This is a genomic window from Celeribacter sp. SCSIO 80788 (genome assembly GCF_051054295.1).
Lineage (GTDB): Bacteria > Pseudomonadota > Alphaproteobacteria > Rhodobacterales > Rhodobacteraceae > Celeribacter.
This window is the reverse complement of the sequence record NZ_CP150482.1, coordinates 384896-403045: the sequence shown is the minus strand read 5'-3', so window position 1 is coordinate 403045 and position 18150 is coordinate 384896. Positions and strand designations below refer to the sequence as shown.

Here is an 18150-nt window from a genome sequence, read left to right as displayed (position 1 = left end):
GGAAACCGGGTGAGGGAAACCGGGTGCAGGGGCGGCAGGACCGCCCCTGCACCCGGATCGGGCGGTTGTTCGCGTTAAGGTTAATCAGGTTAAGGTTAACGCTTTAAGAAGGTCTGCGGAGGGCTGTTGGCCAATCACGGCTCCTGCGGCAACAGCAGAGACGCGTCACCATAGGAAAAGAACCGATAGCCCTCGGTCACCGCATGGTCATAGACCTGCCTCATCCGCTCCCGCCCCATCATCGCCGACACAAGCATCATCAGCGTCGATTTCGGCAAGTGGAAATTGGTCATCAACGCATCGGCCACACGGAACTCATAGCCCGGCTTGATGAAAATATCGGTCTCGCCCAGAAACGGCGCGATCACACCCGGCGCGGGGGCCGCACTTTCGATAAGACGCAAGGCCGTGGTGCCCACCGGGATCACCCGCCCGCCGCGCTGTTTCGTGGTGTTGATTTCGATGGCGGCGCCTTCGGACACCTCGCCCCATTCGGAATGCATCTTGTGCTGCGACACGTCATCCACCTTGACCGGCAGGAACGTCCCCGCACCGACATGCAGCGTCACATAGGTGAACTCGACGCCCTTCTCGGCCAGCGCCTTCAGAAGCGGTTCGTCGAAATGCAGCGAGGCGGTGGGGGCAGCAACCGCACCGAGGTTCTTCGCCCAGACCGTCTGATAATCCGTCTTATCCTGTTGATCCGCCTTGCGTTTCGCCTCGATATAGGGCGGCAGCGGCATCGAGCCTGCCGCATTCAGCGCCCGGTCGAAATCCTCCCCCGTGAGGTTGAACGCCACCACGGCCTCGCCGTCTTCCTTGGCGACCAACGTGGCGGACAGATCGTCGGAAAACCGCACGTCCTCGCCCTCTTTGATCTTTTTCAATGGCTTGATCAGCGCCCGCCACTGCCCTGGCACCGATTGCGGCTCCAGAAGCGTGACCTCGATCTTCGCTTCCTGATAGCCCTGCGCCGTGTCGCGCCCCCGCTTGCCGGTCAACCGCGCGGGCAGCACCTTGGTGTCATTGAGGACCAAGCGATCGCCGGGGCGGAACCAGTCGAGCAAATCCGTGACATGCCCGTCGACGATCCGCGTGGGCGTCGCCACCAAAAGACGCGCGGACGAGCGCGGCTTGGCGGGACGCGTGGCAATCAGCCCCTCGGGCAGATCGAAATCGAAATCGGACAGTTTCATGGAATGCCTCAGAGCTTGTTTTGATCACATTATTGATCGCCGGCGGGTTTCTTGCGGAAAATATCCCGCAACGCGCCCGGGGTGAAAAGGGACAGCGGGTTCACCCCGACCGCCGGATGTTTCGCAGGGCCGGTGAGCGTATAGGTAAAGCCGAACAATCCTTCGCCCTTGCGTGATACGACCTGCCCCAGAGCGTTGATGAAATAGACCGGCGACACCACGCCCTGCAAATCCACCACCCCGGCGGCGCTGTCATAGAGCCCTTCCATGGAAATGCCAAGCGACGGACCTTCGGCTGTGCCGCCCCGCACCGTCAGCCGTCCGGGCTTCATGGTGAAATCGCTCTGCACATGAGTGAAAAGGATCCCGCCGCCGCCCGTCATTTGTTCGATCAACCCCACAACCGACACCGCCGAGAGCAATTCCGCCAGCGAGGGCGCGGAGAGCACCCGGATGTCACCGACCACCACGCGCCCGTCGTAACTGCCTTTTTCCGCCAACGCCGTGAGACCGATGTTCAGCGTCCCGCCCGCAGCACGTTCCAGAAGGCCCGAGGCCTGCACCACCGCGCCGGCGTCGTTTGAGGTGGCGGTGATCGTCGGGCCGTAGGGCCCCGGGCTCACCGTCCCGGTGAGCGGCCCCGTGCCGTTGAGCTGGCCGCGGAACGATCCTGTCACGCCGCCGGACGCCGCCGACAAGCGCGCGGAAAATTCGGTCAGCTCCTGCCCCTCGGCAATCCGGAGCCGGTCGAGTTGCACCTCAATCGGCACAGCTGCCCCCGACGGCGCGCCCGCACCGGAACCGCCGAATGTGGCCCGCGGCAGGTTCAGCGTCCCGCCCGTGATCGCCACCTTGACCGGGTTGCCCTTGCCCTGCCCGATCAGCGCCAAAGGCACATCGAGCCAGCCGCCCAAACGCACGCGCCCGAAAGACAGCCGGTCGAACTGTCCGCCCGCAGTCAGCGTCACCCGTCCCTGCGTGGCCTCAAGCCCGGCCCCACTGAGCGACAATGTCGTGATCTCCGGCTGTGCTCCCGCCGTACCTTCGAGGCTCAAAAGCCCCTTGGTGCCCGCCGGTTTGCCCCAGCCCACAGGCGCAAAGGACAGGCGAAGACCCGAGAGATCCGAGCTGAGCGAGAATTTCGGCGGTTCTCCCTTGCGCAGCGCAACCGAGAGATCGCCCCAGGCCTCTCCCCCCACCATACCCGCGGGCAATGCGATGCCGAAGGTGTCGAGCAGCGCCTGATTGATCCGCGCACGCCCGGTGATGTCGGAGATGCCGCGATGTTCCGCCCCGAAGGCCTTGCGCCACTGTCCCGCCATCTGCGCCGTGCCGATGCGCGCCTCGCCCGCCACCGAAATTCCCGAAGGATCGACCGTCAGCCGCAGCTGATCGGCGGAGAGCACCTGCCCGGGCATGAGCTGCTCGGAAGAGACATCGCTCAGCAGCCCGTTCAAAAGGTAATTCACATCCGACGGCATCACCTTCTGGATCAGCGGCAAGGCGATCTGGCCGTGCAGTTCCGCCTGCCCCATCGCCACATCCGGACCGAAGCTCGCCTCTTTCAGCACCGAGAACGGCGGTTCCGCCATCAGTGCCATTCCCGCCTCGATACTGGAGCGGGTCGCAAGCCCGATCTCGATCCGCGCCGGTTTGGCGTAAATATCCGGGATACGCAGGGTGGTGCCCGCCACCTCGATCGCCCCGCCCGACGGGGCGGTGATCGCGCCGCCTGCCATGGTGATCGCCATCGCAGGCCCGAAAATCGCCCCGTGCCCCGATCCGCCCTCGACCGGCGGCTGGCTTTTCATGAAGCGCAGGTCGAGATCCTCGAAATCCCAGTCGAGCGCCAGCACCGGCTGGCTTTGCCCCGGGTTGAACCGCAGCGCCAGATCGAGATCGCGATAGGTCGCGCTTTGAATATTCTCCGCCATCCAGCCCCGCGTCTTGGACACGGCGGCGGGCGGCCAGAGCGCCAGAAGCTGTGCGAGACTCATCTCCTCGACGGACAGATCGAGCCCCGCCTGCCAGCCGTCGGGCGTGGCCTCCGCCCGCCCCTTGCCGCGCAGCCAGAGATCGCCCTCGGGCGTCGTCTGCCCCAGATCGAGCTGACCGATGTCGAGCCGGAAAGGCGCCAGCCTCAGCCGGACATCGACCACGGCCTGATCGAACACCAAGGGCGCGTCGAACATCCCTTCGGGGGCCACTTTGAGTTCGGAAAACTGCCATTGCCCGGTGAAGCTCTGCGGCCAGTTGTTCTCGAAATCGCCCAAAAGCACCTGCCCTCGCCCGGTCATCTCCAGCGCATCGGTGGCAAGCCGCAGCTCGGGGAAATCGATCCGCTCGCGCTTCGGGTCGTAGTCGAAATAACCGCGCGCGCCCTCGAAGGCGATCGGCTCCGCCCCCTCGCCCGCCACGATCCGCCCCGGCGCAATCGCCAGCGAACCGGTGTATTGCGACAGTTGTCCCTGCGCGTCGACCTCCGCCCGCATCGAGGCCGACAGCGGCGCATCGACCACCGAAAGGAAGGACAGCGCCGGGCTTTGCAGCGCGAAATCGCGGGTCGGCGCGCGCTCCATATTGAGCGAAATCGTCGTCGCCAGAGACCCCTTGGCGGAGGCAAAGCCCAACTCGATACGCGACAGCTCTTCCGTGCCGTTGAACAGTTCGAAATCGAGCGCCATATCAATCAGTTGTTCTGTGTTCTTTAACACGATCCCGGCATCTGTCGCCTGCCAGATCCGGCCCGAATGCGCATCCTCCAGCGACACGGTGATCTCGCGCGCCTCGACCCGGGTGATCTCGGAAAGCGGCGGCCTCGAAAAGGCGGTGTCGATGGCTTCCAGCACTTCGATGCCCGACCCGGCCACCCCCTGCGTGCCACCGAAATCGAGCGCGAATGTGCCATCGGCCCGCCGCCGCACGGTGATCTGCGCCCCCGAAAGCCGCAAGGTATCCGGTTGCAACCGTCCCGATTTCAACGCCTCTTTCGACAGCACCGCGCGCAGACTGTTGAGCCGCCCGATCTCCGCCCCGGAGCCGTCGATGATGCCGACATTGCGAGCGGTGACCCGCGGCACGAAATTGCGATCGACCACGGCGTCGATCTGGCCGATGGAGACCTGCGGCCCGTCGAGCTTGTGGTTGATCGCCGCCTCGATCCGCACGGTCAAAACCTCGGGAAAGGTGATCACCCGGCCCGTAAACGCCAAAACCGCGAGCCCCGCGAACAGCGCCAAAGCCAACATCAGCGCAACCGTCCAGATCCCGATCTTGTGATGGGTCTTCAAAGGTTTGCGCTTGCGCGGCTCGGGCGTGCCCGGCGGCTCTGCGGCGTGGTTTTCGGTCTCGTCGGACAAAATCGGCTCGTTGATTTTCCTGCGCGTCGTCTTGCGGGGGCGACTGTCGGTTTTATCTTGTCGCAAAGCGGCCTAAAACGAAAGCCAAGCGCAATGCAACTCCCTGTGAAACTCACACATGCCTGTTGAGAGGAAAACCCCATGATCGACGCCGGTACGATGGCCCCCGATTTCACCCTGCCCCGCGATGGGGGCGACAGCGTCACCCTGTCGGCGCTGCGCGGCCAAAAGGTGGTGCTGTATTTCTACCCCAAGGACAACACGCCCGGCTGCACCACCGAAGCGCTGGATTTCACCGCGCTCAAGGATGAGTTCGCCGCAGCCGGTGTCGCGGTCTTCGGGATTTCCAAGGATTCCGTGAAGAAACACGAGAATTTCTGCGCCAAGCATTCCCTCGGCATCCCTTTGTTGTCCGATGAGGCCGGTACGGTCTGCGAAGACTACGGCGTCTGGGCCGAAAAGCAGATGTACGGCAAGAGCTTTTGGGGCATCGTGCGTGCGACCGTGCTGATCGACGAGACCGGTAAGGTCGCGAAGGTCTGGGACAAGGTCAAGGTCGCGGGCCACGCAACCGAGGTGCTCGAGGCCGCCAAGGCATGAGCCTCACGCTTGCCCGCATGGCAGAGGAGGTGCTGCGCACCGCCGATGGCCGGGAAAAGACCGCGCTGTCGCATCGCTACGCCGCGATGTGGCGCGAAAGCCGTGCGGCAGGCACCCCGATCCCGCTCGGGACGGCCCATCCGCCGATGCAACCCGCCCGACCCGAAAAGCCAGAGCAACTCAACCCGCGCGACGTGCCGAAACGCAAGCCCGGAAGCCCGGAGGGGCGCAAGGCGATCCTGCATGCCATTGCACATATCGAACTGAATGCGGTGGATTTACACTGGGATATCGTCGCCCGCTTTACCGATATCGACATGCCGCTCGGATTTTACGACGATTGGGTGAAATCGGCCGACGAGGAAAGCAAGCATTTCAATCTGGTCTGTGACCGGCTTGAGGCGATGGGGTCGTTTTACGGCGAGCTGCCCGCCCACGCCGGGATGTGGCGCGCCGCCGAGGACACGGCGGAGGACATCATGGGGCGGCTGGCAGTCGTGCCCATGGTGCTTGAGGCCCGCGGGCTCGACGTCACCCCCGGCATGATCAAGATCTTTCAAAATGCGAAAGACCCGGAGACGGTCGCTGCCCTTGAGGTGATCTATGCCGAGGAGGTCGGCCATGTCGCCTATGGCGCCAAGTGGTTCAACTTTCTCTGTGGCCGACAGGGGCTTGATCCAAAAGACGAATTCCACGGTCTGATCCGGCGTTATTTTCCCGGCGGCACAAAGCCGCCCTTCAACGAGGAAAAGCGCGCCGAAGCGGGGCTTCCGCCGGATTTCTACTGGCCTCTGGCCGATGAACTGCCGCCCGCGTGGAGCTGACGGTTGCGGCGTGACACGCAGGGTCTGCGGCGGTCATCGCAGCCCCACGCAGATGCGCCGAATTGTTATCGATAACATCGGCAAAAAACCGCCCATATCCTGAGCTTTCCGGCTGGAATCCCCCGCATCCCGCCACAGAGGGGGCAAAAAAGTTGCCCCGCTGATCCCGCTTCGCTAACAGGGGTCAACCGCTTTCGAGTGACGGACATGAAGCTCCGCATGAGACGGATCGTCCTTGGTTTTGGACCGGGCGCGACGCGCTCCCGTCCGAGGGTACATGGTGCAAAGCGGCGCGAGGGAACGGGATAACAGAACGGCAACGACAAGACGATGATCAGAAAGCTCAACCACCTGCTTGAGCGCAGATTCCCCGAGCGTCGGGTGTTTCTGCGGTCCGACAACGACACGCGGTATCTCCGGATCACGCCCCTCACCCAAGTGGTGGCCCTCACCGGGTCCACGGTCTTCGCGACCTGGATGATCATTGCCACGGCGATCCTCCTGATGGACAGTATCGGCTCCGGCAATCTGCGCGAACAGTCGAGCCGCGATCTGGTCCTGTTCGAGACCCGCGTGGCGGAACTGGCGCACGAGCGCGACATGCGCGCCGAAGAAGCCGCCGCCGCACAGGCCCGGTTCAACACCGCTCTGGCCCAGATCTCCGACATGCAGAGTCAGCTTCTCGCCTCCGAGGAACGCGTGCGCGAGTTGGAAAAAGGCGTCGATGTGGTGCAGACCAACCTGCGCCGGGCGCTCAAGGATCGTGACGCCGCCGAAGACGACAAGGCCCAGCTCATCGCCCAACGGGACGGCGGCACGGCGGCGGCCAATGGCATGAGCGCCGAGGAGGTCGAGGCCACAGTCGACGTGCTGTCCGCAGCCCTCGCCGACACTGCCGCCGAGCGCGACGAGATGGTGATCGCCGCCAACCAGGCGGTCCAGATGGCCGACAATCTGGAAACCGATCTCAAGCTGATGGAAGAGAAGAACGACCGGATCTTTTCCCAGCTCGAAGACGCCGTGACGATCTCCGTCGCGCCGCTCGACAAGATGTTCAAATCCGCCGGCATGGACCCAGCGCACCTGATCGCCACGGTGAAAAAGGGGTATTCCGGCCAGGGCGGCCCGCTGACACCGATCACATTCTCCACCAAGGGCGGCATGATCGACCCGGATTCGATGCGCGCCAATGCGATCATCGACAAGATGGACCAGCTCAATCTCTACCGTATCGCCGCCCAGAAAGCCCCTTTCGCCCTGCCCCTGAAAAATGCCTTCCGCATGTCCTCTCCCTTCGGACCGCGCTGGGGCCGGATGCATGAGGGGCAGGATTTCGCCGCCGCCTACGGCACCCCGCTTTATGCCACCGCCGATGGCGTCGTGACCTTCGCGGGCTGGCAATCGGGCTACGGGCGTCTCGTCAAGATCCAGCACGAATTCGGCATCGAAACCCGTTACGGCCACCAATCCCAAATTCTCGTGAAAGTCGGGCAAAGGGTCTCGCGTGGCGAACAAATCGGTGCTATGGGAAATTCTGGCCGCTCGACCGGCACGCATCTTCACTATGAAATTCGTGTCCAGGGCAAGGCCGTCGATCCGATGACTTATATTAAGGCTGCCAACGATGTTTTCTAAAAGCAGAATCAACGAACCGGGCCCGAAACAGGGCGATGACGCGAAGAAACCCGAGGCGGCGGCCGCGAAGCCCCCTCTGCCGAAGACCCCTGCGCCCGATTTCGCCGCCCCGTCCGCGAAACCGAAACCGCCGGCCTCCGTGCTGTCTTCCGACCTGACCGTCGTGGGCAATCTCAAGACCACCGGCGACATCCAGATCGAAGGTACGGTCGAGGGCGACATCCGCGCCCACCTGCTGACCGTCGGCGAAAGCGCCACGATCCGCGGCGAGGTGATCGCCGATGACGTCGTGGTCAATGGCCGTATCGTGGGCCGCGTGCGTGGTCTGAAAGTCCGCCTGACCTCCACTGCGAAGGTCGAAGGCGATATCATCCACAAAACCATCGCCATCGAGAGCGGTGCGCATTTCGAAGGCTCCGTCCAACGTGCCGACGATCCGCTCGCCACGGGCGCGAAACCGGCCCCGTCGGCTGCGCCCGCTGCGCCGCAGACATCCGCTGCCGTGTCGAAAGCGACCGCAGCCGCCAAAGGCGAATAAGCCTTCCGGCACGGGAATGCGAAAGGCGGTCTTCGGACCGCCTTTTCTTTTGCCTTGTCCCCCTTCCCACCGCTCCCCGTCATGGTTTTTCTCAGTTTCATTTATCTTATCCTCGCCCTTCAGCTCTATTTCGGCTGCCCGCCCTTTTACGGAAAATGCGTCGCCCTGCGCCCGATCCGCTTTGCGGCACGGAACGAACCGCCCCTTCCGATCATGGCCTCCACGGCGGCAGTTGCGATCTTTGCGCTCATCCTTCTTCACAGCCTGTTTCAAACGCCCTTCTTGCTCTGGCTTGTCCCCATGATCGCCGCAATCGGCGGCCTCTCCCTCCGCCGCGCCCTCAAACGGCAGAACCGAGAGCAGAGCCTCTGGTTTCTGAATCCGCTCTCCGCCGCCTATCCGCTCTGGCTTTTCGATCTTTGGACCCTCGGCCTGACCCTCATCGCAGGGCTTCTCATTCTCTCTTGAACAGCCCGCGCGCCTCCGCCATCGTGGGCACAGACAACCCGGAGTCCCCATGCCCGCCGAAGCCCTGCGCCAGCTTGAAAAAGTCGCCAATCTCTATCTTTCGGATTTTCGCATGGGGCGGTTCGACGAACGTCGCCTGACCGCGATTTTCGACGAGGGCATTCCCGGCGAACCGGGGCCTGCCCAGACCGGCAGTTCGGTGATCGACGACATCCTGGGGCCGGTTTCCGCCATCGAGGTCCGCCCCGGCTCGCGCCGTTTTACGCTTCGATTCGACGAATACGTGTCCTTCAAGATCACCGACGAAAGCCAGATGAGCAGCGATCCGGAGGCCTCTGAGAGCCATGCCTCCCTGTTTCGCGAAAACCCCTCCGCCGTCTTCCTGCGCCACGTCAAGCAGGGGCTGCATTGGGAGGACGACCGCATCCCGCTTTATCACTACTGCGTCGTGGCACTGAACCATGTGCTCGAAGTCGTCACCTCCCTGCCCCCCGATGCGGAGATGCAGATTCTGGGGGCTGACGATTTCCCCGAAGGCACCGACGCTTAACCCATGTCCCTGTCAACGGATCCGGCGGCCCTGAAAGCGGGCAATCTCAAGGGCGCGCTCCTCATGGTGCTCGCCATGTTCCTGTTTTCGCTTGAGGACATGGCCGTCAAAACCGTGGCGGCACATCTTCCGGTCGGTCAGGTGCTCACCTTCTTCGGCGCGGGCGGCATGGCTGTTTTCGCGGTCCTCACGCTCAGGCGGCGCGAGCGGCTGATCCATCCGGTGATGGCCGAACGCGTGATGTTGATCCGCGCCGCATTCGAAGTCACGGGGCGTGTGTTCTTCACCCTGTCGCTGGCCTTCACCGCGCTCTCCACCACCTCCGCCATCCTACAGGCCACCCCCCTGCTCGTCGCGGCAGCCGGTGTGGCACTGTTTCACGAGCGGGTTACTTTGCTTCGCTGGGCCTTGATCGCGCTTGGCTTTGTCGGCGTGCTTCTGGTGATCCGCCCCGGTCTTGACGGGTTCACCCCGCTCTCCATTCTCGCCGTTCTCGGCATGATCGGCTTTGCCGGGCGCGATCTCGCCACCCGCGCCGCCCCCGCCGTCTTGTCCTATGCCCAGCTTGGTGTAACTGGCTTCGCCGCGCTCGTCCTCTCCGGTCTGGCGCTGACGCTTTGGAGCGGCGGCTGGGTCCTGCCCCGGCTGACCGATCTGGCGGCCCTTGGCCTTGCCGTGGCGGTCGGAGTCGGCGCCTATACCGCCTTGACCATGGCGATGCGCATGGGGGAGCTATCCGTGGTGACACCGTTTCGTTATGTGCGGCTGCTGTTCGCGATGATCCTTGGCGCGCTGGTGTTTGGCGAACGCCCGGATGCGTTTGAGCTGATCGGCGGCGCGGTCATCGTCGGCACCGGTGTCCTGTTGATGCTCACCGCGCGACGCTGATCAGATCAGCGCCCTCCGGTACAGGTGCCATGTCGCATGGCCAAAGACCGGCAGCGCCACGAACAGCCCGAGAAACAGCGGCAGCATCGCGACAAAGGTCAGCCCCGCGATCAGCCCGGCCCAGACCAGCATGACAAAGAGGTTCTCCCGCACCACCCGCAGCGAACAGAGCATGGCGGTGACGAAATCGACCTCGCGTTCCAACAGATGCGGCAGGGAGGTGACCGTCAGCGAGAACAGCACAAAGGCCAGGACCCCACCAACGCCCAACTCGACCGCGATCATTGTCAGCCCGTTGGGGGTCAGGAAGACCTCGTAGGAGGAGCTGATATTGGTCATCACCGACAGGCCCATGAAAAGCGCGAAGATCATATGGGCGAGGAAGGACCAGAACAGCACATAGATCACGATGATCGCCCCCATCCACGGGATTTGCCGGTCCCGTTCGGCGGCCACCGAGCCGAGGATCTTACGCCAGTCCAACGGCTCGCCACGCTCCATCCGGCGCGACACCTCGTAAAGCCCGACGGCGGCGAAGGGCGCGAACATCGGGAAGGCCAGCGAGACCGCGAAGGTCCAGAGCACCGTCCCCGCGCCGAAGATCGCAAAGCCGAGCCCGATCAGCACATAAATCCCCGCGAAGAAACAGCCGAAACCGGGCGCGCGCCGATAGTCGTGCCATCCGTCGCGCAGCGCCGCACCGAGATCCGAAAGCGTCAAACGCGCCACATCGGGCAACGGGGCCGCCGCCACCGCCGTCATATCTGTCATTGAGGTCTCCTCCCTGGAAATCTCTTTCCTGCCGGACTTGCCGCCCGATCTTTCTCAAGGAGATGACAAAATGTCGCAGCCTGTCAAGCATCGCCCCCGCCGCAGCGCGGCAAGGCAGGTGACGGATTTACAGCGGCGTGCGGCTCAAAAGATAGGACAGCGGCACCATCGTCACGGTCGCGGCACGGTTGCCCAGCGACCATTCCGCCAGCGCCTGAAGCGTTTCCTTGCGCGAGCGGCCCAAAAGCACGACCGTCTTGCCGGTCCCGGCCTGAAACGCCGCCTGATCGAGGAAACGTTTGATCGCCGCCACATCCTGCCCTTGCCCGTCGAGATCGCGGAACACCAGCGCTGCGGGCGCCTTGGCGCGCTGTGCTTCCTGCTCCATCGCGTTCAGCCCGCGCGGGAAGGACACAAGCCCCCGCCCGCTGTCCTGCGCGGTGGCGACCACCTGCGCGGCCACCTGACGCGAGGTCTGGAACGTGCCCGACGGCACATCGAGGAAACCGATCGACACCGGCACAAGCTCTTCCGCCTGCGACAGCGTCACGGCGGCATCCTGCGGCGTCGCCCCCTCCGGCAGGCCAACCATCGCCATCACCTCGAGCCCCTTGTCGCGATAGGCCATGGCGCGCGCCCCGGCCTGTGTGGCCAGCGCATCGACTGCAAAACTCACCGGGAACGGCAGCTTCGCAAGTTCCTTGTCCTCCGGGCCAAGCTCGGCAATGTCCATCAGGATCACGCTCATCACCGGCCCCGGCGGGGTGGCGGTGTAATTGGCGGAATAGGCCAGCAGAGCAGGCAGATCATCCGCCACGACCAGCGGAGCGTTCGCCTCCGCATTCGAGGAAGAGATCGACGGCAGGCGCGTGGAGACGCGGCTGTCCGTGCGGTCGGTGAAACTGCCGACCTGATGGCCGGGCATCGCCTCGGCGGCAGGCCCCTCTTCGAGCGTGGCATTCGGAGCGGCTTCCATTTCCGCGCCGTCGAGCGTGATCTCCGGCGCTTCGGGCGCGACATCCACCCCCTCGGGCAGCGGAGTCGTCCCCGGCAACGCCTTCTCGGCGGCGGGCAGAGCATCGGACGCAGAGGCTTCCGGGGCCATGGCCAGCGGCGGGGTCAGGACCGGATCGCTCGGCGCGCTCACGACCTCGCCCATCTCTCCGGCTTCGGGTGTTTCAAGCGTCTCCGGCATGCTGATCGCCGGAGCTTCGGCCACCTCTTCGCTCACCTCCGGGCTGACTTCGCCCCCCTCCGGCACCTGCATTTCCGGCTGCGCCTCGGCGCGATGCGGTTCGGCGGCGGCCGTATCTGACGTCACGTCTGCGGTGCCTTCCCCCTCGCTTCCGGACACTTCCGGAATGTTGCCCGTCACAGCGGGGGCAGGCACAGGCGTAAGATTGACCGGAGCGACAACTTCATTGGCCAGCGTCAGGATGCCGAACCCCACGATCGCTCCCCAGATCACTCCAGTCAGAACTCCACGCCCCATTGCGCACTCCTTGCCTGTTGCACGCCGCCTTTGCGGCCCTTTTCAACCGCATGAAAGCCAAGGCATCCCCTTGACCCTCTGCGGTCCTTGTGAACATGTATAACCCGGCTTAAAGGCAGGATCATCCCCCTTTGAGCGCTTTGCCGCCCCCCGTGCGCATGACCCTGCCAAGGCGGCCATATTTTCCGGCGTTTGCACGCACGTAAAGGACTGCGACCATGCTGCTTCTGATCGATAACTACGACAGTTTCACCTATAATCTCGTGCATTACATCGGCGAGATCGGGTGGCAAGCCAAAGTCGTCCGCAACGATGCGCTCAATGTCCAGGAAGCCATGGCGCTGCGCCCCACGGGGATCGTTGTCTCGCCCGGCCCCAAAACGCCCACCGAGGCGGGCATCTGCGTGCCGCTGATCCATGCCGCAGCCGAGGCGAAGATCCCGCTGTTCGGCGTGTGTCTCGGCCATCAGGCCATCGGCGAGGCCTTCGGCGGCAATGTCGTGCGCTGTCACGAGATCGTCCATGGCAAGATGGGCGAGATCTACCATGAAGGCAAAGGCGTCTTTGCCGGACTGCCCTCGCCGCTTCAGGGCACGCGCTATCACTCGCTGGTCGTGGACCGCGCCACCCTGCCCGACTGCCTCGAAGTCACAGCAGAGCTGAAAGACGGCACGATCATGGGGCTGCGCCACAAGGAGCTGCCCATCGAAGGGGTGCAATTTCACCCCGAGAGCATCCGGTCGGAACATGGCCACGAGATGTTCCGCACCTTCCTGAGCCAATTGAAAGAGGACCAACCGGCATGAGCGATGCGATGAAACCCCTGATTTTCGCGGCCTCCGAAGGGCCGCTGAGCCGGGCGCAGGCCGAAGCCGCTTTCGAGCTTCTGTTCAACGGCGAGGCGACGCCCGCACAAATGGGCGGGCTATTGATGGCGCTCAGGGCGCGTGGCGAGGCCGTCTCCGAATATGCCGCCGCCGCCAAGGTCATGCGCGATCACTGCGTCCATGTCTCCGCCCCCGAGGGCGCCATCGACATCGTCGGCACCGGCGGCGACGGGCTTGGCACGCTCAACATCTCCACCGCTTCGGCCTTCGTCGTCGCGGGCGCGGGCGTCACGGTGGCCAAACACGGCAACCGCAACCTGTCGTCGAAATCCGGCTCCGCCGACGCCATGTCGGTCAACGGCATCAATGTGATGGTCGGCAAGGATGTGGTCGAAGAGGCGATCAACGAGATCGGCATCGGCTTCATGATGGCCCCCATGCACCACCCGGCGATGAAATATGTCGGCCCGGTGCGGGTCGAACTGGGCTGCAAGACCATCTTCAACATCCTCGGACCGCTGACCAATCCGGCGGGCGTCAAACGCCAGCTCACCGGCGCTTTCGCCCCCGACCTGATCTGGCCGATGGCGGAAACGCTGCAAATGCTCGGCTCGGAAAAAGCCTGGCTGGTCTATGGCCACGACGGCATGGACGAAGTGTCGATCACCGGCGCGACCTCTGTGGCCGCGCTCGACAATGGCAAGATCGGCTCGATGGAAATCCACCCGGAGGACGCCGGTCTGCCGGTGCATCCCCTGCGTGACATCCTCGGCGGCACGCCGGAGGAAAACGGCGCGGCGATGATGAACCTTCTGAAAGGCGAAACCGGCGCATACCGTGACGCCGTGCTGATGAACTCCGCCGCCGCCCTCGTCGTCGCTGACAAGGCTGCGAACCTCAAGGAAGGCGTCGAGATCGCGTCTGAGAGCATCGCGTCCGGTGAAGCGCTCAAACGCCTGCAAGCTCTGGCGGAACTGACCTCTCGCCACTGAGCCTTTCGGCTTTCTGATGGTATAAAATACTCACGGCGCGCCCTCTCACCCGGACGCGCCGTTTTTATTTGAGTATTTTCCCAGCAAAGGAGATGAAAAAGGGGCCCTAAGGCCCCTTAAACTTGTCCAGATCGAACATCCAGTTACTTCGTGATGATCTCCGGCCCCATCAGCGTTGTGGGCAGGTAGGTCGAGATCCATGGCACATAGGTGACGAGGATCAGGAAGACGAAGAGGATCGCGAGGAACGGCAGAGCGGCGCGCACCACGGACATCATCGGCATGCCCGCAACCCCCGAGGTCACGAAGAGGTTCAGCCCCACCGGCGGCGTGATCATGCCGATCTCCATATTGACCACCATGATGATGCCCAAATGGATCGGATCGACGCCCAGCTCCATGGCGATCGGGAACACCAGCGGTGCAACGATCACGATCAGGCCCGAGGGTTCCATGAACTGGCCGCCGATCAGCAGGATGACGTTGACCATGATCAGGAACATGATCTTGCCGAAACCCGCCGACAGCATGGCGTTGGCGATTTCCTGCGGGATTTGTTCGTCGGTCAGCACATGTTTCAGGATCAGCGCGTTGGCGATGATGAACATCAGCATGATCGTCAGCTTGCCCGCGTCAAAGAGCGTGTGGCGCGTGTCCTTGTGGAAGAAAGCGGTGATCAGCGCATGAGGTTTCGCCAGCAGGGATTTCGGCCCGGTGCCATCGCGATCCGCCAGCGGCCCCATGTCGCGATAGACGAAGGAGGCGACAAGGAAGGCATAGACGGAGGCCACCGCGGCGGCTTCGGTCGGCGTGAAAATCGCGCCGGTGATGCCCGGAATGCCGTAGATGCCGACCATGATGATGACGATGAGCATCAGCCCCCAGAAGGCTTCGCGGAAGGAGCGACCGATCTCAGACCACCCGGCCCATTCGCCTTTCGGCAGGCTCTTGACCCGCGCGATGACATAGATCGCCAGCATCAGCATGGTGCCCGCCAAAAGCCCCGGAATGACGCCCGCAAGGAACATCCGGCCGACGGAGACGTCGGTGGCCGAAGCGTAGACCACCATTACAATGGACGGCGGGATCAGGATGCCCAAGGTGCCCGCGTTGGCGATGACACCGGCGGCGAAGTCCTTGGTATAGCCCATTTCGCGCATCGCCGCGATGACGATAGAGCCGATGGCCACCACGGTTGCGGGCGACGAGCCCGACAGAGCGGCAAAGATCATACAGGCGAAGACGCCCGCAATCGCCAGACCGCCGTGGAAGTGACCGACGCAGGCGATGGCAAAGCGCACGATGCGTTTCGCCACACCGCCCGTCGACATGAAGCTTGAGGCGAGGATGAAGAACGGGATGGCCAGAAGCGTGTAATGCCCGGCCATGGCCTGATAGAGCGACTGCGCCACGGAGGCCAGGGAGGTGTCCGAGAACACCAGCAGGAAGATCATGGAAGAGAGGCCAAGGGAGACCGCGATCGGAACCCCGATCAGCAACAGGCCCACCACCATGACGAAAAGAAAGACGACGTCCATTGGGATTATTCCTCGTATTCGCCGTGCGCCACGCGCTCGACTTCATCCTCGGCCTCGTGCGAGACGATGAGGCTTGCCTGTTTGCCCGTAACGATGCGGATCGTGGCCTGAACCACGCGCAAAAGCATCAGCGCCGCCGAGAAGGGGATGATGAAATAGGGGATCACGCGCGGCAGCTTGTCATAGCTGTCGCCATAGTTGATCGCGCCCTCGAGCCAGCGAAAGATGCCGAGCATCGGCACCTGATCGGTGACGTAAAACGCCCGGTCCCGCACACCTTCGGTGAAGCCGAGCGGGAACCAGCGCCCCTCGGTCGGCTGCAACGCGGCAAACGGCGCCCAGTAATCCCACGCGCCTTTCAGAAGCATCACGGAATAGACGATACAGGCCAGCGCCGAAAGCACCGCCATGAGCCGCTGCCCGCGCGTCGGAAGCACGTTGATCAACGCGTCCACGCCCAGATGCGAGGTCTTCTTGAACCCGTAGGAAATTCCCAGAAGCACGAGCCACGCGAAGAGGATCAGCACCACTTCGAGGCCCCAGATCAGGGAATGGTTGAACACGTAGCGCAGCACCACGTTGACGAAGGTGATGAGCGTCATCACGCCAAGGATCGCCGCGATGACGTTTTCCTCGAGCCCGTCGAAGAACTTCGCCACCGCCGATTTCGGCAGGTTGTCCTGATATTGTGTCATGGAGATTGACCCCTGTTGTCCCTCATTCCGATCCGCGGTCCGGGACCGGAGACATCCGCATCGCGCGGATGAAACCCGGGCCCCGCACGGGGACCCGGGCGCGTTTCAGGCTTAGTTTTGCGCGTTGATGTCCTGCGCCAGCGCGATGTTGTCTTTGCCGACACCGTCTTCGAACTGCGACCACACCGGAAGCATCGCATCGACCCAGTCCTGACGCTGTTCCGGCGTCAGTTCGCGCACTTCGGTGCCCGCCGCGATGATCGCCTGACGGCTGTCTTCTTCGATCTGCTCGACGGCGGCGTTCCGTTCGACCGTGACCTCATGCATGATGGTCGCAAGCTGATCGCGGATTTCCGGATCGAGCCCTTCCCACCAGTCGACGGAGGTCACGACCAGATAGTCGAGCACACCGTGGTTGGTCTCGGTGATCCCGTCCTGCACCTCGAAGAATTTCTGGCCGTAGGTGTTGGACCAGGTGTTTTCCTGACCGTCCACAACGCCGGTTTGCAGCGCCCCGTAGACCTCGGAGAAGGCCATCGGCTGCGGCGAGGCGTCGAGCGCCTTCATCTGCGCCACGAGCACGTCAGACGGCATGACGCGGAATTTGAGACCCGAGGCGTCTTCCGGCTCGATCAGCGGCTTGTTGGCGGAGAACTGTTTCAGGCCGGAGTGCCAGAATTCCAGCCCCTTGAGGCCGCGACGCTCCATGGACGATTTCATTTCCTGACCGGCGTCCGAGTTCTGGAACGCATCGACGGCGCGCATGTTCTTGAACATGAAAGGCAGGTCGAAAATGCCGAAGACCTTGGTGAAGGCTTCGAATTTCGACAGCGACGGCGCCGCCATCTGCACATCGCCCTGAAGCATGGCTTCGAGCACCTGATCGTCATTGTAGAGCGTGGAGTTCGGGTAAACCTCGACACAGACCTTGCCGTCCATCTCATTGTTCACGCGATCGGCAAAGAGCTGGGCCGCGATGCCTTTCGGATGTTTGTCGGAGTTGGTGACGTGGCTGAACTTGATCACCATTTCGCCTGCGTCACAGCCTGCGGATGCGAAAGCGGTGGTGGCGGTCACGGAAAGCGCGAGGGCGGTGGCGGCGGTTGCCAGAAATTTCATGTCTGTCCTCCCATCATGAAATCATATGTCGGTGGGCGATCGGGCGGATTTCGCCCGTTTCACTCTGCGACAGAGGAAACAAATCCACCCCCGACCCGGCAAGTCTTCCTGCAAGAAAGATGAAACTTTCTTGAAATCGCTTTTTTTTCAAAATGTTGCACAAGATAGAATGCGCATATCTGCCATGCGTCAAACGCAAGTGTGCGATTTCCCGCACGCAAGAAAATTACCTATGTGCGGAAAGTCACACATATCATCCGGCCTGAATTTTCCGAGACCTGAGTCGGCAAAGAGCCGCCAGAGCTTACTCGGCGCACCATGTGGCACGCAGCCCCTCGATCACCTCGGTGGGCACAGACTCGGACGAGAGATAGTCCGACTCCGCAAGCCAGCTCGAAGACTGCGGCGTCTCGCAATCGAGGCTGAGAACACCATGAAACTCGCCCAGTTTCCCCTGCCCTTCGACATAAAGCCGATGCGGCTGGCCGGCATAGCTGTCGAGGGCGACAAGCTCCTCTGCGGCCCAGAATTGTTTGTAAACACCTTCCATCGGCTGGGTGTAGGAAAACCTTGGCGCATCCGCAGCCCAGCCCGCCGACACAGACGCGAAAACCGCTGCAAGGCCTCCCACGATGCTCCGAATGCCGCGTGTCATGAT

17 protein-coding genes are annotated in these 18150 nt (G+C 63.0%); 9 read left to right on the top strand and 8 right to left on the bottom strand.

Annotated elements, in window-relative coordinates:
• Positions 1–134: 134 nt before the first annotated feature.
• Both queA and V1471_RS02205 read right to left on the bottom strand, forming a co-directional pair.
• Complete coding sequence (gene queA, locus V1471_RS02210) at positions 135–1196, bottom strand: tRNA preQ1(34) S-adenosylmethionine ribosyltransferase-isomerase QueA (RefSeq protein WP_434286667.1); 1062 nt, start codon at positions 1194–1196, stop codon at positions 135–137.
• A gap of 29 nt (positions 1197–1225) precedes the next feature.
• Positions 1226–4555 (bottom strand): YhdP family protein, encoded by a 3330-nt coding sequence (locus V1471_RS02205; protein ID WP_434286666.1) that lies wholly within the window; start codon positions 4553–4555, stop codon positions 1226–1228.
• Positions 4556–4696: 141 nt separating this feature from the next.
• On the opposite strand from V1471_RS02205, the gene bcp reads away from it, so the two are divergent.
• The 7 genes from bcp (at position 4697) to V1471_RS02170 (ending at position 10058) form a co-directional block, all read left to right on the top strand.
• Positions 4697–5155 carry a thioredoxin-dependent thiol peroxidase gene (gene bcp / locus V1471_RS02200; protein ID WP_434286665.1) on the top strand — a complete coding sequence of 153 codons (459 nt, stop codon included), beginning with the start codon at positions 4697–4699 and terminating at the stop codon, positions 5153–5155.
• Positions 5152–5979: a ferritin-like domain-containing protein gene (locus V1471_RS02195; protein ID WP_434286664.1), complete on the top strand. Its 828-nt coding sequence runs from the start codon at positions 5152–5154 to the stop codon at positions 5977–5979. Before bcp ends, V1471_RS02195 begins: the two co-directional genes overlap by 4 nt.
• Before the next feature lie 330 nt (positions 5980–6309).
• Entirely contained in the window at positions 6310–7614 is a 1305-nt protein-coding gene (locus V1471_RS02190) for a DUF5930 domain-containing protein (protein WP_434286663.1), read from the top strand.
• Positions 7604–8152: a bactofilin family protein gene (locus V1471_RS02185; RefSeq protein WP_434286662.1), complete on the top strand. Its 549-nt coding sequence runs from the start codon at positions 7604–7606 to the stop codon at positions 8150–8152. Before V1471_RS02190 ends, V1471_RS02185 begins: the two co-directional genes overlap by 11 nt.
• A gap of 81 nt (positions 8153–8233) precedes the next feature.
• Positions 8234–8620, top strand: a complete 387-nt coding sequence (locus V1471_RS02180; protein WP_434286661.1) for a hypothetical protein — start codon at positions 8234–8236, stop codon at positions 8618–8620.
• 49 nt (positions 8621–8669) lie between these two features.
• Entirely contained in the window at positions 8670–9170 is a 501-nt protein-coding gene (locus V1471_RS02175; RefSeq protein WP_434286660.1) for a hypothetical protein, read from the top strand.
• A 3-nt stretch (positions 9171–9173) separates the two neighbouring features.
• Positions 9174–10058 (top strand): DMT family transporter, encoded by an 885-nt coding sequence (locus V1471_RS02170; protein ID WP_434286659.1) that lies wholly within the window; start codon positions 9174–9176, stop codon positions 10056–10058.
• Here V1471_RS02170 and V1471_RS02165 read toward each other — a convergent pair whose 3' ends face one another.
• The gene (locus V1471_RS02165; protein ID WP_434286658.1) at positions 10059–10829 is read right to left on the bottom strand and encodes a DUF2189 domain-containing protein; all 771 of its coding nucleotides are present in this window, start codon (positions 10827–10829) and stop codon (positions 10059–10061) included.
• Positions 10830–10956: 127 nt separating this feature from the next.
• A complete protein-coding gene (locus V1471_RS02160) occupies positions 10957–12321 on the bottom strand; it encodes a divergent polysaccharide deacetylase family protein (protein WP_434286657.1) in 1365 nt (454 codons plus the stop codon).
• A 218-nt stretch (positions 12322–12539) separates the two neighbouring features.
• Between V1471_RS02160 and V1471_RS02155 the strand changes: the two genes are divergently transcribed.
• Positions 12540–13127: an anthranilate synthase component II gene (locus V1471_RS02155; RefSeq protein ID WP_434286656.1), complete on the top strand. Its 588-nt coding sequence runs from the start codon at positions 12540–12542 to the stop codon at positions 13125–13127.
• Positions 13124–14140, top strand: a complete 1017-nt coding sequence (gene trpD, locus V1471_RS02150) for an anthranilate phosphoribosyltransferase (protein WP_434286655.1) — start codon at positions 13124–13126, stop codon at positions 14138–14140. Before V1471_RS02155 ends, trpD begins: the two co-directional genes overlap by 4 nt.
• A 143-nt stretch (positions 14141–14283) precedes the next feature.
• On the opposite strand, the gene V1471_RS02145 is transcribed toward trpD, so the two are convergent.
• The 4 genes from V1471_RS02145 to V1471_RS02130 all read right to left on the bottom strand — a co-directional run bounded on the left by V1471_RS02145 (position 14284) and on the right by V1471_RS02130 (position 18147).
• Positions 14284–15678 carry a TRAP transporter large permease gene (locus V1471_RS02145; protein ID WP_434286654.1) on the bottom strand — a complete coding sequence of 465 codons (1395 nt, stop codon included), beginning with the start codon at positions 15676–15678 and terminating at the stop codon, positions 14284–14286.
• A gap of 5 nt (positions 15679–15683) precedes the next feature.
• Positions 15684–16373 carry a TRAP transporter small permease gene (locus tag V1471_RS02140; protein ID WP_434286653.1) on the bottom strand — a complete coding sequence of 230 codons (690 nt, stop codon included), beginning with the start codon at positions 16371–16373 and terminating at the stop codon, positions 15684–15686.
• A gap of 111 nt (positions 16374–16484) precedes the next feature.
• Positions 16485–17492 (bottom strand): TRAP transporter substrate-binding protein, encoded by a 1008-nt coding sequence (locus V1471_RS02135; RefSeq protein WP_434286652.1) that lies wholly within the window; start codon positions 17490–17492, stop codon positions 16485–16487.
• Between the two features lie 304 nt (positions 17493–17796).
• Positions 17797–18147, bottom strand: a complete 351-nt coding sequence (locus V1471_RS02130; RefSeq protein WP_434286651.1) for a hypothetical protein — start codon at positions 18145–18147, stop codon at positions 17797–17799.
• Positions 18148–18150: the final 3 nt, after the last annotated feature.